16 protein-coding genes are annotated in these 17,683 nt (G+C 31.3%); 14 read left to right on the forward strand and 2 right to left on the reverse strand.

Features of this window, described 5'->3' with window-relative positions; genetic code table 11:
• The first annotated feature begins 180 nt into the window (after nucleotides 1-180).
• From KSU54_RS03445 to KSU54_RS03505, 13 genes are all read left to right on the forward strand, one after another.
• Entirely contained in the window at nucleotides 181-1,404 is a 1,224-nt protein-coding gene (locus tag KSU54_RS03445) for an AfsR/SARP family transcriptional regulator (protein ID WP_226814467.1), read from the forward strand.
• A 54-nt stretch (nucleotides 1,405-1,458) separates the two neighbouring features.
• A complete protein-coding gene (locus tag KSU54_RS03450) occupies nucleotides 1,459-3,501 on the forward strand; it encodes a cysteine peptidase family C39 domain-containing protein (protein ID WP_003536385.1) in 2,043 nt (680 codons plus the stop codon).
• A gap of 13 nt (nucleotides 3,502-3,514) precedes the next feature.
• Nucleotides 3,515-3,976, forward strand: coding sequence for an rRNA maturation RNase YbeY (ybeY, locus tag KSU54_RS03455; RefSeq protein WP_003536388.1), 462 nt, complete (start codon nucleotides 3,515-3,517; stop codon nucleotides 3,974-3,976).
• Nucleotides 3,977-4,053: 77 nt separating this feature from the next.
• On the forward strand, nucleotides 4,054-4,470 hold the full coding sequence (gene cdd / locus KSU54_RS03460) for a cytidine deaminase (RefSeq protein ID WP_003536389.1): 417 nt from the start codon (nucleotides 4,054-4,056) through the stop codon (nucleotides 4,468-4,470).
• Nucleotides 4,449-5,339, forward strand: a complete 891-nt coding sequence (gene era / locus KSU54_RS03465; protein ID WP_003536391.1) for a GTPase Era — start codon at nucleotides 4,449-4,451, stop codon at nucleotides 5,337-5,339. Before cdd ends, era begins: the two co-directional genes overlap by 22 nt.
• A complete protein-coding gene (gene recO / locus KSU54_RS03470; RefSeq protein WP_003536393.1) occupies nucleotides 5,329-6,075 on the forward strand; it encodes a DNA repair protein RecO in 747 nt (248 codons plus the stop codon). Before era ends, recO begins: the two co-directional genes overlap by 11 nt.
• Nucleotides 6,076-6,169: 94 nt before the next feature.
• Nucleotides 6,170-8,014 carry a YgiQ family radical SAM protein gene (locus KSU54_RS03475; protein WP_003536395.1) on the forward strand — a complete coding sequence of 615 codons (1,845 nt, stop codon included), beginning with the start codon at nucleotides 6,170-6,172 and terminating at the stop codon, nucleotides 8,012-8,014.
• 2 nt (nucleotides 8,015-8,016) lie between these two features.
• Complete coding sequence (locus KSU54_RS03480; protein WP_003536403.1) at nucleotides 8,017-8,931, forward strand: alpha/beta fold hydrolase; 915 nt, start codon at nucleotides 8,017-8,019, stop codon at nucleotides 8,929-8,931.
• A 158-nt stretch (nucleotides 8,932-9,089) separates the two neighbouring features.
• On the forward strand, nucleotides 9,090-10,463 hold the full coding sequence (locus tag KSU54_RS03485; RefSeq protein ID WP_003536405.1) for a glycine--tRNA ligase: 1,374 nt from the start codon (nucleotides 9,090-9,092) through the stop codon (nucleotides 10,461-10,463).
• A 15-nt stretch (nucleotides 10,464-10,478) separates the two neighbouring features.
• A complete protein-coding gene (dnaG, locus tag KSU54_RS03490) occupies nucleotides 10,479-12,233 on the forward strand; it encodes a DNA primase (protein ID WP_003536407.1) in 1,755 nt (584 codons plus the stop codon).
• 3 nt (nucleotides 12,234-12,236) lie between these two features.
• Nucleotides 12,237-13,490, forward strand: coding sequence for an RNA polymerase sigma factor RpoD (rpoD, locus tag KSU54_RS03495; RefSeq protein WP_003536408.1), 1,254 nt, complete (start codon nucleotides 12,237-12,239; stop codon nucleotides 13,488-13,490).
• Nucleotide 13,491: 1 nt separating this feature from the next.
• The gene (locus KSU54_RS03500) at nucleotides 13,492-14,184 is read left to right on the forward strand and encodes a tRNA (adenine(22)-N(1))-methyltransferase (protein ID WP_003536410.1); all 693 of its coding nucleotides are present in this window, start codon (nucleotides 13,492-13,494) and stop codon (nucleotides 14,182-14,184) included.
• Nucleotides 14,171-14,923, forward strand: a complete 753-nt coding sequence (locus KSU54_RS03505) for a Nif3-like dinuclear metal center hexameric protein (RefSeq protein ID WP_003536411.1) — start codon at nucleotides 14,171-14,173, stop codon at nucleotides 14,921-14,923. Before KSU54_RS03500 ends, KSU54_RS03505 begins: the two co-directional genes overlap by 14 nt.
• 419 nt (nucleotides 14,924-15,342) lie before the next feature.
• On the opposite strand, the gene KSU54_RS19390 is transcribed toward KSU54_RS03505, so the two are convergent.
• Nucleotides 15,343-15,726: an HAD hydrolase family protein gene (locus KSU54_RS19390; protein WP_003536412.1), complete on the reverse strand. Its 384-nt coding sequence runs from the start codon at nucleotides 15,724-15,726 to the stop codon at nucleotides 15,343-15,345.
• 14 nt (nucleotides 15,727-15,740) lie between these two features.
• Nucleotides 15,741-16,193 (reverse strand): HAD hydrolase family protein, encoded by a 453-nt coding sequence (locus KSU54_RS19395; protein ID WP_003536413.1) that lies wholly within the window; start codon nucleotides 16,191-16,193, stop codon nucleotides 15,741-15,743.
• Nucleotides 16,194-16,334: 141 nt separating this feature from the next.
• Between KSU54_RS19395 and KSU54_RS03515 the strand changes: the two genes are divergently transcribed.
• Nucleotides 16,335-17,672, forward strand: coding sequence for an MATE family efflux transporter (locus KSU54_RS03515; protein ID WP_009009202.1), 1,338 nt, complete (start codon nucleotides 16,335-16,337; stop codon nucleotides 17,670-17,672).
• The last annotated feature ends 11 nt before the right edge of the window (nucleotides 17,673-17,683 follow it).

The following is a 17,683-nucleotide window of genomic DNA, read 5'->3' on the forward strand; positions in this document are numbered from 1 at the left end:
TTTTACATTTAATTATTACTAAGAAACATAGTTTAATTTAATGGACATATATTAGGGTGATTGTTATAATGTTAAGAAGAGTTTGCGGGTTAAAAAATAAATAATAAAATTATGTTATTTATGTTAATTTTGATAATTTTAGAAATTATTAATTATAATATTATTAGTGGGGGTGATTTAGTGAAACTTAAGGTTGATTTTTTTAATGCCTATGTGATTAAATTGGATGAAGATCATTGGCTAGATTTTAATATAATTAATTCACCCAAGTTGGCTAAATTATTAGCTTATATTATTTATCATCATCGTCGTAAATTAAGTTCTAATGATTTACAAGAATTAATGTTTGCTTCAGGTGAATCAAATAATCCAGCTAATGCGTTAAAGGCTTTGATTTATCGTTTGAGAACCATTTTAAAAAATAATTTAGGTGAGTATGATTATATTTTATCTTCACAAGGAACATATTATTGGAATCCTGAAATAGAGATGATTTTTGATGTAGATGACTTTACCTTGTATCATCGTTTAGGACGAAATGAGATTCATGATGAGGAAATAAGAGCTAAATATTATATGAAAGCTTATTATCGATATAGTGGTGAATTTTTGCCAATGATAGAAAATGTGGAAAAGTTATCGATTATTAGAGGTTTTTTGAACTCACAATTTTTAAATGTATCACGATTCTTGATTGAATTTTATTTAAAAAAGGAAGAGTATGGAATTATTGAAGAAATTTGTATGAAAAATTTAGCTGATAATTATCTTGATGAGAACATTAATGCTATTTTAGTTCTTGCATTAGTTAAACAAGATAAGATAACTTTAGCTAAAGAACACTATAATAAAGTCACTTCCGCTTTAAAAGATGATTTGGGAAATGCAACGATTAGGAAAATGAAGTATTATTTAAATTATAATGTCAATAATGCTGAAGAAAGAAATATTTTTTCTATTCAAGATGACTTGATTGAAACAAAGACGAGAGGTGCATATAGTTGCGATTATGATTTTTTTAAAAAGTCATATCGTTTGGAAGCACGAAAATCAATTCGTAATAGAACTAAAAAGACGTTAGCAGTATTGACTATTACACCTAAAAATTATATTAAAAATAATTTAGAAATTTATAATCTTGTTTTAGAAGAAACATCCAATATTTTAGAAAAAGTTATTTTAAATTCATTAAGATTAGGTGATATTGTTTGTAAATATAGTATGAAACAATTTTTGATTTTGCTTGATTGTGATGAAAATGGAGTAGTAAAAGCGATTAATCGCATTAAGAAGGATTTTTTAGCCCAGGATAAATATGAACGAGTTAGTATAGATTATAGTTATGCAGCGAGTGCAGTAGCAAAAATGCATATAGATGATGAAGATATCTTAAAACTTCAATAAAAAAGAAGTAATTTTCCTCCTTAGTTAGTAAATGATAATAGGAGGTTTTTTATTATGTTTAAATACCCAATATACAAACAAGATAATAATTATAGTTGTGGAGCATACTGCATTAAAATGATTTTAAAATATTATCATTTAGATATTGAAATCAAAGAAATCAAAGAACGTTGTAAAGTGACTAATGAGGGAATTAGTGTTTATGGAATAATCAAATGTTTTGAATCGTATCATTTAGATGCTAAAGCTTATCAAAGTGATTTAAATACATTACTAAAGGAGACAAAATCACCTTGTATAATTCATCTTTTAAATGGTGAACTAACACATTATGTGGTGTTATATCGGGCAACAAAAAAATACTTATTAATTGGTGATCCTGCCCATGGGTTAACCAAAAGAACAAAAGAGTCGATTGAAAAAGATTATACAGGAATTTGTATCTGCATTCATCATGTTGGAAGATACAGAGTTTCTAGTCGACATCAGGAACAAAGTTTTATTAGTTTCATAATACTTCATTTAAAAAATAATTACTGTTATATTATCAGACTTGTTGCTAAAGCTATTTTGATTTCTTGCTGTAGTGTTTTAGGATCATATTATTTCCAAGGGTTAGTAGATCAAATCAATGGGATGAATTATATTATGATTTTAATTTTTACAGGTGTTTTTATGATAATAAGTGGGATTAGAATCATGATCAATTTTCAAAGGAAACAATTGGAAATAGAAATTCAGCGATATTTAAATCAAGAATATGTAAATAAAAGTGTCGTAAATATGCTGTATCTTCCCTTTAGTTATTATTATCGAAATCAAGAAGGAGTTCTTCTTACAAAAGTTCAAAATTTGTTTCAGCTAAGTGATTTTTTTATTCATTTTTATATGGCTCTATTTGTTGATTTAATTTTAATTATTGGTTTGTTAAGTGCCTTAATACTATTTTCAATGAATTTAGCTTTGGTTGTAATAGCTTTTTTAAGTATTATTACTATCGTTACAATTAAATGGCTTAAAATAGTTAATGGTTTAAATAAACAAATTGTTGTAAACCAAGAAATAATGAATCAAGGACATCTTGAGTATTTGAAAAATATTTATAATAGCCATCAGTTTTTTTTGAAAAAATTTATTAAAGAAAAGCTTAATTATTTATTTGAGGAATATAATTATAGCCTTTATCAACGGGACAGTGAATTAAATAAGTTGAATTTTATTAGTGAAACATTAATTCAATTATTATCTTTTGGCGTTGTATTATTGGCTAGTTTTCATTATAAAAAAGGAAGTATTAGTGTTGGTGATATTATCTTTTTCTATATGCTGGTATCGTATATGATTGAACCAATGTTTAATGTTATTGCTTTTATTATTAAGAAAGATGAAATTTTAATTTTATATGAGCGTTATAAAGAGATTATTCCTAATAGAAGTGAAAAAAAGCAAAAAATAAGGGGGCGAATCAGTAAGATTAGTTTTGATCATATTAGCTATAGTTACGGTTATAGTAAGCCGATTCTTCAACATTTGGATCTTCAGATTGAACGTTCATTATGGTTAAAAGGTGATACTGGGGTGGGAAAATCAACCTTACTTAAATTACTGATGAAGTATGATGAGTTATTAAAGGGGCATATTTATATTAATGGGATCGATTTAATGAATATTGATACTAATTCTTTGTATCGAAAGATTATTTATTTAGATCGAAAACCTGTTTTTTATCATGAATCATTGCGATTTAACTTGATTTTGAATAGTAAAGAGGAGGAACTGATGGAAAAATTGTTAAAGATATTTGGGTTAAATTACTATCTTGACCGTCTTGATTTGATTATTGAAACAGATGGTCAGCCTTTATCGTCAGGTCAAGCCCAGATAGTAATGCTTATCAGAGCTATCATAAAAAAACCAGAAGTTCTTATTTTGGATGAAGCATTGTGCAATATAGATGATTATAAAGCTAAGAAAATTATAAGCTACATACATGATAATTTGCCAAATACGATTATGATAATCGTAGCGCATCAAACAAAATTAGTGAATGAATTATTTGACTGTGCTATAATTAGAGATGGAAAAATATATAAGTAAATGAGGTAATTGTATGGAAATCGATTTTGCATTGATAAATGAAGCAGCTGGTTTTAATGAAGATTATACTGATGATTATCGTTCAATAATCAATGAAGCTGCAAAACAATTGGGAATTGAAGAAGATTTAGAATTATCATGCATCTTGGTAGATGATTCTAAAATTCACGAAATAAATAAAGAATATCGTAAAATAGATCGGGCCACAGATGTAATTAGTTTTGCATTAGAAGATAATGAGCAGTTTTATGTCCCAGGGATGCCAAGAAGTATCGGAGATATTTTTATTTCTGTTGATCATGCTAAAGTCCAAGCTGAAGAATATGGTCATGATTTAAAGCGTGAAATGTGTTTTTTATTTACCCATGGATTATTACATCTTTTAGGGTTTGATCACATGATAGAAGAAGACGAAATACAGATGATTGCAATGCAAAAATCAATTTTAGATGCTTTAAATATCACAAGACGATAAGTAGTTTATTGCTAATTTATAGACTTAGAAAGGATAAATACTCAATATCATGATTTAAGTTGAGTAGAAGTGGTTTTATGGATGTAAAAACAATAATTGAAAAGGCTTTTGAAGCAGCGAAAAATTCTTATAGTCCATACTCAAAATTCAAAGTAGGGGCATGTATTGAGATGAGAGATGGAAATTACTTTTTAGGGACTAATATTGAAAATGCAGCGTTTGGTTCAACTATGTGCGCAGAACGTAATGCTGTTTATGGTGCGTATAGCAATGGCTATGGTAAAGCTGATATCAAACAGCTGGCAATTGTGGCAGGTAGTGATGAGATTGTTTCACCATGTGGAGCATGTCGCCAAGTATTGATGGAACTATTACCACAAGATTGTCCAGTGATTTTGGCTAATCGTGAAAGTTATGAAATAACAACAATGAAAGAATTATTGCCGCGGGCATTTATAGGAGAAAGTTTAACATGTTCAAATCAGGATTTGTAAGTATCGTTGGTCGTCCTAATGTTGGAAAATCGACACTATTAAATAGTATTTTAGAGACAAAATTAGCTATCATGTCTGATGTTGCTCAAACAACTAGAAATACAATTCAAGGAATTCATACCGATGATGAAGCCCAAATAATTTTTATGGATACACCAGGTATTCATAAACCGCAAGATCGTTTGGGAACATTTATGAATACAACCGCTTTAAATAGCATTTTTGGCGTTGACCTAGTTTTATTTTTAGCACCGGCTAATGAAAAAATTGGACGTGGAGATAAATTTATTATTGAGCGCTTAAAGGAAGCCGATGGGCCGGTGTTTTTAGTATTAAGTAAAATTGATACTGTTTCAAAAGAAGAGCTGATTAAAAAATTACAGGAGTGGCAGGAATTATTTGATTTTAAAGAAATTATTCCAATTAGTGCAACTACTAATGATAATATTGATTTATTACTTAAAACGGTAAAAGCATATTTGCCAGAAGGGAATATGTATTATCCTCAAGATCATTTAACAGATCACCCAGAGCGTTTTGTAATGGCTGAATTTATTCGTGAAAAAATTCTTTATTTTACTAAAGAAGAAGTACCACATAGTGTTGCAATTGTGATAGAAAGAATGCTGGAAGATGAAGCGGGTGTAGAAATTATTGCAACAATTGTTTGTGATCGTAAAAGTCAGAAGGGAATTATTGTAGGTAAACAAGGGACGATGATCAAAAAGATTCGCCAGAATGCTCAACGCGAGATGAAACGTTTTTTACAAGTACCAGTTCATTTAGAGTTGTTTGTTAAGGTTGAAAATAATTGGCGCAACAAACAAAAATATTTAAAAGAATTTGGATATAACGAAGATGATTATTAATGGTGAAGAAAATATTACTGGACTAGTTTTAAAAAATAAGCCTTATAAAGAAAATGATATGCTGCTATGGATCTATACTCATGATTATGGCAAATTGGCATTAATAGCGAAAGGGGTAAAGAAGTTAAAAAGTAAAAATGCCCCTTCTTGTCAAACTATCACTTTGTCAGAATTTACTTTTATTCCTAGAAGTGGTTTATCAAATTTGATCAAAGGCGCTCCAGTTGAATATTTTCGCTATATTAAAGAGGATATTGAATTAGAAGCTTATGCAAGTTATTTTTGTGAGTTTGTTTATAAATTTACTAAGGATAATGATCCTGATGAGACTATATATAATACGCTGTTATTAGCATTACGTTCATTACAGACCGGATATAATCCTAAATTGGTCTATTTATTATTTAATGCCTTTATTATGGAAAAAACAGGTTCAAGTTTAGAAGTTGATCAATGTGTCAGTTGTGGGCGCCTTGATCATATTTCTGGAGTTTCAATTCATAGTGGTGGATTTGTCTGTCAAGAATGTATTGGAATGTATGATCAAAAATTAACAGTTGATGTTTTAAAAGGTTTTCGCTATATTAATAAATGGCAATTAGAAAATATTGATATGCTTCATCTAGAAGAAAATATAATCGATGAATTGATGCCTATTATGGAGGCTTATATTGATGAATTTACGGGGATTACGTTTCAAAGTCGTAAGTTTATTCGTCAATTCAATAATCTATAGAAATAATCGACAAAACTTTATCAACTTTTGTCGATTTTATTTATTTTTTGTAAAATTGTGTATATAATATGTAAATAAAGAAAGAGGAATGATCATGAGTGAATTTTTACCAATAAATCGAGAAGAAATGGAAGCAAGGGGTTGGCAACAACCAGATTTTGTATATATATGTGGGGATGCTTATGTTGATCATCCTTCATTTGGTGCAGCAATAATTTGCCGAACTTTAGAGAGTCACGGGTTTAAAGTATGTTTTTTAGCACAGCCGGATTGGCATAATGTTGAAGAATTTAGACAATTTGGCAAACCACGATTAGGTTTTTTGATTTCATCAGGAAATATTGACTCAATGGTTAATCATTATACAGTAGCTAAAAAACGTCGTCATAAAGATTTATATACACCCGGAAGTGAAGGCTTTAAAAGACCAGATCGCGCTGTAATCGTGTATAGTCAAATGGCACGCCAAGCTTATAAAGATGCTAATATTATTATTGGTGGGATTGAGGCTAGTTTAAGACGTTTAGGACATTATGATTATTGGGACAACAAAGTACGTAAATCGATAATTATTGATGCTAATGCAGATTTATTATTGTATGGAATGGGTGAAAATAGCATTATTGAAGTAGCTGAAGCACTTGATAACGGCTTGGAAATAAAATATTTAACTTATTTAGATGGAACTGTTTTTAAAACGAAAAATCTCGATGATGCTCACGAGCCAGTTATGTTGCCAAGCTATGAGGAAATTTGTAATAATAAAAAAGCTTATGCAAAATCTTTTCATATTCAGTATTTAAATACTGATCATTTTAATGCAAAAACTTTAGTAGAACCGTATCAAGGATGGTATGTTGTTCAAAATAGGCCTAATCGTCCGTTGAAGCAAAGAGAGTTTGATCGTGCTTATTCATATGATTATAACCGTGATAGTCATCCTAGTTATAAGCAGCATGTTCCTGCAATTGATGAGGTTAAGTTTTCTTTAATTAGTAATCGAGGATGCTTTGGTTCTTGTAACTTTTGTGCATTGGCTTTTCATCAGGGAAGAATTGTTCAAGCGCGTTCGCATGAATCAATTATTAGTGAAGCTAGCAAAATGGTTTGGGATCCTGAATTTAAAGGATATATTCATGATGTTGGAGGACCTACTGCAAACTTTAGAGGGCCTGCTTGTTCGAAGCAAAATAAACATGGTGCATGTCCGACTAAACAGTGTTTATGGCCTAAAGCTTGTAATAATCTAGAAGTAAGTCATCAGGATTATTTAGAATTATTGAGGAAACTAAGAGTATTACCAAACGTAAAAAAGGTTTTTGTTCGTTCAGGAATTAGATATGATTATCTAATGTATGATAAAGATGATACTTTTTTTAAGGAGTTAGTTCAAAATCATATTAGTGGTCAGTTAAAAGTAGCTCCGGAACATATTAGTGATCAGGTATTAGATAAGATGGGAAAACCTCGGAGAGGACTATATGAGAAATTTGTTGATAAATATTATCAATTAAATGAAGAATACAACAAAAAACAATTTTTAGTTCCGTATCTAATGTCATCACATCCTGGGTGTACACTTGATGATGCGATTGAATTAGCAGAATATTTACGGGATATTCATCATCAGCCAGAACAGGTTCAAGATTTTTATCCGACTCCTGGAACTTTATCTACGACAATGTATTATACTGGTTTAGATCCTCGTGATATGTCTGAAGTATACGTTCCAAAGACGGCAAAAGAGAAAGCAATGCAAAGGGCATTGATACAATATCGTAATCCAAAGAATTATGATTTAGTGTATGAAGCTTTAGTGCAGGCAAACCGAAAAGATTTAATTGGGTTTGGGAAGAATTGTTTAATTCGACCTCGTCGCAATAATAATCAGCGCTCTTATCAGGCTAAAAATAACTATCAAAAGAAAAGGAGAAATTAGCTATGAAATATAGTGAAAAATTTACATCAGCAACGGCAACACATGTCAATTTTGATATATATTTACCGACTGTAATGATTCGCTATAAGGCTATTATCCAGATTCATCATGCAATGGGAGAGCATTCAGGGCGCTATGAACGGTTTGCTGAATATTTAGCTCACGATGGTTTTGTTGTCGTTGTTAGTGATTTTCCGGGTCATGGGACTTCATTATATAATTATGAGCAGGGTTATTTTGGGATTGGTGATGCAACAAAGACATTAGTTGAAGATATGCATCGCTTGCGAAATATTATGGCATCTCGGTATCCAGATTTACCATATTTTATGATTGGCAATCAACTTGGTTCATTAGTATTACGACAATATATGGCACAATATGGGGACTTTATCCAAGGTGCTATATTAATGGGAACCTGTGGCAAACCTCATTTTGCATTGATTGGAAAACTAATTATTAAGGGGGATGCAATGCTTAAAGGACATATGCATCGTTCCAAAACGGTTCGTAAAAATGTTATCAATCAATTAATTTCTCGTACTAAAAATGCAACTTATGTTACTGGTGATGCTCGAGAGTTAGAACAGTACCAGCAAGATCCGTTTACTGATTTTACATATACTAATAACGCTTATGAAGAAGTGTTTGGCTTAATAAAAAAAGTTTCTACTATCCAAAACATAAAAAAAATACCTGAATATTTATCAGTTTTGATAATTTCTGGTGCTAAGGATCCTTTTGGCAAATTTGGCGTAGGGCCTAAATGGTTATATGAAGCGCTTAGTCATCAAGGAGTTAAAGATATTACTTTATCGCTCTATGATCGTAGTCATCATGATTTATTACACGATCAACAGCGTCTTGAAGTGTATAAAGATGTACTTGATTGGTTGAATCAGCGAACCTTTGTTTGATACCCTTATAGTTGGTTGACAAATAACTACTATAAGGGTATTTTATATGTGCACGAAAAAATAGATATTAAACAAATTATTGCCTTTATTTGACTTGACTGTGTTCAAGTCATTCATTGTTTATATATCTAAAATAACATGAATATAAGGAGTAAATTATGGCAAGCAAAGATATGGATAAATTAGTAAGTCATGCAAAAACTTCAGGATTTGTATATCAGGGTTCTGAAATCTATGATGGCTTAGCAAACACATGGGATTATGGTCCTTTAGGTGTTGAAATGAAAAACAATATTAAACAATTGTGGTGGAAACGTTTTATTCAAGAATCACCATATAATGTAGGATTAGATTCAGCTATTTTTATGAATCCGCGGGTATGGGAAGCGAGTGGACATGTTGGTGGATTCTCTGACCCTTTGATTGATTGTAAGGAATGTAAGACCCGTCATCGTGCGGATAAATTAATCGAAGCTTATGATCCGAGTGTTCATAGTGAAGGATGGTCTAGTGAAGAGACAGTAAAATATATCAAGGATCACAATATTGTTTGTCCTAATTGTGGGAAAAGCAACTTCACTGATGTAAGACAATTCAAATTAATGTTCGAAACTCAAATGGGTGTAGTCGAAGATGCAAAAGATGTGGTTTATTTAAGACCAGAAACAGCTCAAGGTATCTTTGTTAACTTTAAAAACATTCAAAGAACATCACGTAAAAAAGTGCCATTTGGAATTGGTCAAATCGGGAAAGCTTTTAGAAATGAAATTACACCAGGAAACTTCATTTTTAGAATGCGTGAATTTGAACAAATGGAATTAGAATTTTTCTGTAAACCAGATACTGATTTAGAGTGGTTTGATTATTGGAAATCATATTGTCAAAAGTTTTTATTTGATTTAGGATTAAAAGAAGAAAATTTAAGATTTAGAGATCATGAAAAAGAGGAACTTTCCTTCTATTCTAAAGCCACTTGTGATGTTGAATATAATTTCCCATTTGGTTGGGGTGAATTATGGGGAATTGCTGATCGAACTAATTACGATTTAACCCAACATCAAAATCATTCTAAAAAATCTTTAGAATATTTAGATCCAACAACTAATGAAAAATATATTCCTTATGTTATTGAACCTTCGGTAGGTGCTGATCGTCTTTTCTTATCAGTACTTTGTGATAGTTATGAGGAAGAAATTTTAGAAGATGGTGAAACTAGAGTTGTAATGAAATTACATCCAAGTGTGGCACCGTTTAAAGTTGCTATCTTGCCATTAACCAAAAAACAAAGTGATAAAGCAACTGAAATTTATGGTCAGTTAGCAAAATATTTTAATTGTGAATATGATGTTGCTGGACAAATTGGAAAACGTTATCGACGTCAAGATGCAATTGGAACACCTTACTGTGTAACTGTTGATTTTGATACAATGGAAGACGAGACAGTAACTGTACGTGACCGTGACACAATGGAACAAATTCGTTTACCAATTAATCAATTAGTTGATTATATTAGTAAAAAGATCACATTCTAATAAGGAGGAACATTAATGCCGAGACTATCATCAGAGAAAATTAATGAAATTAGGCAAAGTGTTGATATTGTTGATGTCATTGGCACGTATCTTCCCTTAGAAAAAAAAGGCCGTAATTATGTAGCGATATGTCCTTTCCATGATGACAGCCATCCATCGATGTCAATTTCACCAGAACGACAAATATTTATGTGTTTTGTCTGTCATCATGGGGGAAATGTTTTTACTTTTTTAAAGGATTATTTGAAAATACCATATATTGAAGCCGTCAAGATGGTTGCTAATATTGGTAACGTTGATATAAGTAAATATAATTTAGAGAGTCGAGTTAAGCCGGTCGATCAAAAGTTAGAACCACTGTATCGTATGCATGATGAAGCCAATAAAATTTATAATCATTACTTGAATACTAAGTTAGCGATTCAAGCTAAAGAATATTTAAATAATCGTAAAATTACGGATGAAATTATTGAAACCTTTGAAATTGGATACGCCCCTAATAATCATGTACTATTAAAGGCGTTTGAAAAAATGAATTTTAATAAGGTTTCAATGTTTGAGTCTGGTTTGATTATTGAAGCTTCAAATGGATATGATCGTTTTACAGACAGGATCATGTTTCCACTACATGATGCTAGTGGTCGTGTCGTTGGGTTTAGCGGTCGAATCTATAAACAAAGCCAAAATGAATCTAAGTATATGAATTCGCCCGAGTCATCAATTTTTATTAAGGGTGATACTTTATATAATTATCACCGCGTTGGCGAAGAAGCACGACAAGCGGGTTATATCATTATTACTGAAGGATTTATGGATGTTATTGCATTATACAAGGCTGGAATAAAAAATGCAGTAGCAATTATGGGAACCGCCTTGACACATGGGCATTTAAATTTATTAAAACGTTTAAGTAAAACCGTATATTTATGTTTAGATGGTGATCAGGCTGGGAGAAATGCTACAATTAAAAGCATTGATATATTATTGAGTGCTGGTTTCATCGTTAAGGTAGTTGATTTACCAGATAATTTGGATCCTGATGAAATTTTGGATAAGCGTGGTATAGAAGAATTAAACGCTGTAATAAAAAGGCCATTATCTTCATTAGATTTTAAGATGAATTATTATTATGAAATGACAAACATGGATAATTATGAAGATCGTAAATCTTATTTAGAAACAATTGCCAGAGAAATCAGTAGATTAGATGATATTATTGATCAAGATCATTATATCCAGCAATTAGAAAAAAAATCAGGTTTTTCAAGAAACATTATTGACCAGTTAATTAATCAAAATACAGCTGTAAGAATTGAGACAGCAGAGCCACCTAAAATACCAAAATTTCAAAATCAGCGATTATTGGATAAATATATAAGAGCGGAACGTGATTTATTATACTATATGATGAATGATAAAAATGTCGCAATGATGTATGAGGCAAAAGCAGGTTTTATGTTTAATGATATTTATCGAATCATTGCTTCTTATATTATTGATTATTATCGTCAAGAAGTTGTATTAGAGGTTGCTGATTTAATCAGTAGTATTGAAGATGAAAACTTGGTTCAAAATATAATTGAGATATCGCAATTAGGATTACCTAAGTTAAAAGATACTAAAGCCATTGATGATTATATTGAAACAATTAAAGAAAAAACTGTAATGGTAAAAAAAGAAGAATTAACAAAAGCATTGGCAGATACTTTTGATCCTAAACAAAAGGCGCAAATATTAAAAGAAATCATAGCATTAAAAGACAAGGAGTAATATATGAAAAAAAAGAAAAATGTAACTGCAGTATCATTTGATGATTTAAAGCAAATTGTTTTAAATGATGCTAAAAAAGAAGATGGTGTATTAACACAAGATCAAATTGATAATTATTTATCTACATATGATTTAAATGATGATCTTGCAGAGGAACTATTAGAATTTATTGGAAATAATGATATTGTTATTTCTGATGATGGATTAGATGATTTAGATGTAGAAGACGAAGTATTATTAGCTGGTGTACCTGCTGAATTAGATGATGATTTAGGACTAGATGATGATTTAGGATTAGATGGTGATACTCCAGATTTAGATTTTGCTGGTGATTTCGATATGATGACAGGTGATACGATTCATATGTATCAAGTTGCTGATGCTGATGCGGAATTAGATCAAAATCAATTAGGAAGTAATGTCAAGATCAATGATCCAGTTAAAATGTATTTAAAAGAGATTGGACGCGTTGAACTGCTTACTCATGATGAGGAGATAGACCTTGCTAAAAAGATTTTAGAAGGAGATGAAGATGCAAAAAAGGAACTCGCTGCTGCTAACTTACGTTTAGTTGTATCGATTGCTAAAAGATATGTTGGAAGAGGAATGTTATTTTTAGATTTGATTCAAGAAGGTAACATGGGTTTAATCAAAGCAGTCGAGAAATTTGATTATACTAAGGGATTTAAATTTTCAACTTATGCAACATGGTGGATTCGTCAAGCTATTACAAGAGCTATTGCTGACCAAGCTAGAACAATTCGTATTCCTGTACATATGGTAGAAACAATTAATAAATTGACAAGAATTCAGCGTCAATTGATTCAAGAATTAGGGCGTGAGCCTAGTGCCGAAGAAATTGCTGAAAAAATGGATGGAATGACACCAGAAAAAGTTCGTGAAATACAAAAAATTTCTTTAGAACCAGTATCTTTGGAAACACCAATAGGTGAAGAAGATGATTCTCATTTAGGAGATTTTATCGAAGATGAAGGTGCAATGTCGCCAGATGATTATGCTGCTAATGAACTTCTAAAAGATGAATTGAATGAAGTCTTATTAGAATTAACTGATCGTGAAGAAAAAGTATTACGCTTAAGATTTGGTTTAGATGATGGAAGAACTAGAACGCTTGAAGAAGTAGGGAAAGAATTTAGTGTAACCCGGGAAAGAATTCGTCAAATCGAAGCTAAGGCACTTCGTAAATTAAAACATCCTTCACGTTCAAAAAGATTAAAAGACTTCTTAGATCGTTAAAATGAAACTATCAAAAAGATTACAGCTAATTGCTGATGTAATTAGTAAATATAAACAAGGAAGTGTTTTAGCAGATATTGGAAGTGATCATGGCTATTTGCCATGCTACTTAGTTAAAAATAAGATTATAACTTGTGCTTACGCTTGTGATGTAGCACAGGGACCATTAGATTCCGCAAAAGAGACAATCAAACAATATGGATTAGAAGATAAAGTTTTTGCACTATTGGGAAACGGGCTGAACCCAATTCTTGATCGTGAAGTGGATATGATCAGTATTGCTGGAATGGGATCTTATTTAATTAGTGAGATTCTTGAAGAGCATCGTGAGTATTTAAGAAATGTTAAACTGATGTTTTTACAAGCTAATGCCAATAATGATCATTTACGTAAATATTTATTTGCTAATGATTGGATCATCATTGATGAACAGATGGTTAAGGATGCTGGGCATATATATGAGGTGATGGTAGTTACAGCGAGACAGAATAAAGCAATTACATATAATCGTAAGGATGAAGAGTTTGGACCAATTTTAATCAACAATCAAACTCCATTGTTTAAAGAAAAATGGCAAAAACAGTATCAAGTTTATGAAAAGATTCAAAATACATTACCACATGATCATCCGCGTTATCATGAAATTGCTGATAAAATGAAAATGATTGAAGAGGTGCTCCATGAATGCCGTTAAAATAATTAATTATTTGGAATCAATCTTTCCACTTAACTTACAAATGTCGTGGGATAAATGTGGAATTCAAGTAGGTGACTGTAATCAACAAGTAACAAGTATAATGGTTGCATTAAATGCTGATATAGAAAGTCTTCAAAAGGCAATTGATCAAAATTGTCAAATGTTAGTTACACACCATCCATTTTTGCTAGAAGAAATAATGAATCTTGATTTCCATAATCATCATGGAAAGTTTATTGAAATGGCAATAAAAAACAATATTCTTGTTTATAGCCTACATACTTGTCTTGATCGAGGCAAAGATGGTATTTCGATGAATGATTGGCTTATTAATGCTTTAGGTGTTCATGATGTTAGCTGTTATGATGAATTTCAAGTGGGGAAAATGGCACTTTTAAATCAGCCTTGTATGACTAGCGAGTTAGTTAAGAAAGTTAAAGATACTTTTAATGTACCAGTACGTCTTGCTGGTAAAGAAGTAGAGATTAAAACAATTGCTATTTGTGGTGGTAGTGGGGCCGATGATCTTGAACAGCTAGCTGGTCGAGTGGATGCATATATAACGGGTGATAGTAAACATCGTCATGCTAAATATGCATTGGATCATGATATTGTCTTAATCGATGTTCCTCATCATCTTGAAGTAATTATGGAAAAGCGACTTGCTAGTTTATTGAGTAATCTTGGGATTACTGTAAAAGAAGCGAATAGTCAGGATTATTATTCATATTATTAAAAAGTATTTTGATGCATGTCATAAAGTTGAATGTAAGTAATTATAGCCAAGATATTTACATAAAGTAGGTATCTTGGTTTTTGACTTTTATGCTACAACATAATTGGAGCTATTGATGTAAGCATATAATGGGATGTGTGTTTTTAGTTGTATTAAAATAACTGTTTAAAATATTGATATTGAGGATAATTTTATTAGGATATGGTCTTAGGGAACCTAGTTAGGCACTTAAGTGATGATATCGATTATATGAATTAGAAATTTGTACAATATGTTCAAATTTTACTCTTATTTTATTTAATAAAAATAGTTTTATGTTCTAAAAATCAATCAACTATAAAAAAAGAAAGGAACCCAATGATTCGATTCCTTTACGGCAATACAGTCTTAATTAATAATATTATATTTCAATTATATGTTTAAATCAAATTATGCTTTTTCATAGAATTGTAAATACCGTTATTATCTATATTGTCAGTTATTTCATCAGCAACTGCTTTTAAACCTTCTTTAGCATTGCCGACGGCGATTCCAATATTAACATATTCAAGCATTTCTTTGTCATTCATTCCATCACCAAATGCATAAGTATTTTTACGTTCAATTCCTAGGTAGTTGATTAATGTTTCAATAGCATTAGCTTTGTGGATGTTTGGGACTGATAATTCGCCACTGTTATCACCAAAAGCAGGAACAGTACAATGGATTACATTGAATTCTCGATCAAATTCTTTAATAATATTATTAAATGGAATATTCGGATTTTCTAAAAAGCAGGCTTTATTAATGTCATCACGACGCATCTCTTGACCTTCAATTAGAGCGTTAATAAAATGGCTGTCTTTTTTTCATAGCGAGCTTTGGCCTGAGGATCATTTTCATAATCACCATATATAATTCTTTCAAGTCTTTTAACTAGATTTTTGCTTGCAAATAAACCGCCATTACTTTCAACATAGTAATCAAAATTATTAGTATCAAAATAGTCAACCATATGATTAACTGCTTTATTTGTCACTTTTTTATGATAGAGCATTTGATTTCCTATTTCAATATAGCCACCGCCAGCTCCAATTACTCCGTCAATTCCACATTCAAGAATGAAATCATAGATTTCAGCCTTGCTGCGCCCAGTACATAAGTATACTAAATTTCCTTTAGCTCTAGTTAAAGCAATTGCTCTTTTGGCAGATTCAGGTACATGTTCAATCCCGCCGGTATCACTTACGAGTGTGCCATCAACATCAAAAAATATAATCTTTTTTTCCATATAATTTCTCCATGTATAAATTATAACATCGTGATATTTAGATATAATTGATTTTCATATTTTGAACAAGAATTGTTTAAGCAATTCTTGTAATGCTGGTTAATAAGGTGTATCATTTTCATGTTAAAGCGAGGGAGATTTATGGCAGATCAAAGTACGGATTTAATTAAGGGGAGTATTTATAAATCAATTTTATGGTTTTCAATTCCATTATTGATTGGTAATTTATTTCAGCAATTATACAACACAGTCGATTCTTATGTAGTTGGCAACTATGTTAACAGTAATGCATTAGCTGCTGTAGGAGCTTCTACCCCAGTAATTAATATGCTTGTAGGCTTTTTTATGGGACTGGCAACGGGGGCTGGAGTTGTAATTTCCCAATATTTTGGGGCGCGACGGATTGAAAAAATGCAGCGTGCTGTCCATTCATCACTGGCTCTTACAGGAGTTTTATGTGTTGTTTTTACGGTTGTAGGGCTATTGTGTACCCAACCGCTTTTAAAGGCTATTGGAGTACCACAAGAAGTTTTACCTCATTCATCGATGTATTTGATGATTTATTTTTGTGGTATTTCTTTTGGCCTTGTTTATAATATGGGTTCAGGAATTTTAAGAGCAATCGGTGATTCAAAACGACCTTTAATTTATTTGATCGTTGCCAGTGTTGTTAACATCGCTTTAGATTTTTTATTTGTTTGTAGTTTTAATTGGGGAATCGCTGGAGTTGGAATCGCAACAGTAATTGCTCAGGCAATTAGTGCGGTAATGGTAATGTACCAGTTGATTCACACAAAAGAAGATTATCGAGTGCAAATTAATGAGATTTCATTTGACAAACATATTGTTAGAAAAATCGTACAAGTAGGCTTTCCTGCAGCATTTCAGCAAAGTTTAACATCTTTTTCAAATGTTATAGTACAATCGTATATTAACAGTTTTGGAACTGCAGCAATGGCTGGATATTCATCAACGATCAGAATTGATGGATTTTTGCAATTACCGTTGCAAAGTTTTAATATGGCAATCACAACTTTTGTGGGTCAAAATATGGGGGCAAAACAATATCAACGTGTCCGTCAAGGAGTAAAAGCAGCCTGGTTAATGTGTTCAATTGTAATCTTAGCTGGTTCGATTACAATGGGATTATTTGGTAGTGAGTTAGTTGGAATCTTCACTAATGATAAAGCCGTAATTGCTGCAGGGGTGACAATGATCAATGTTTTTGCACCATGCTATATTATTTTACCGATTGTTCAAATTCTTAACGGTACATTGCGTGGAGCAGGGCTTTCTAAAGTACCAATGTATTTTATGGTAGGAAGTTTTGTTATTTTAAGACAAATCTATTTAATGATTACCGTTCCATTAACGCATAATCTAGCTTTTGTTTTTGCAGGATGGCCTGTTACTTGGGCAATTTGTGCAATTGGATTGTTAATTTATTATCGAAGAGTTAATTGGCTGCCAGATGAATAAAAGCTTAATTT

The organism is Erysipelatoclostridium sp. MSK.23.31 (assembly GCF_019125875.1).
GTDB lineage: Bacteria > Bacillota_I > Bacilli_A > Erysipelotrichales > Coprobacillaceae > Thomasclavelia > Thomasclavelia ramosa.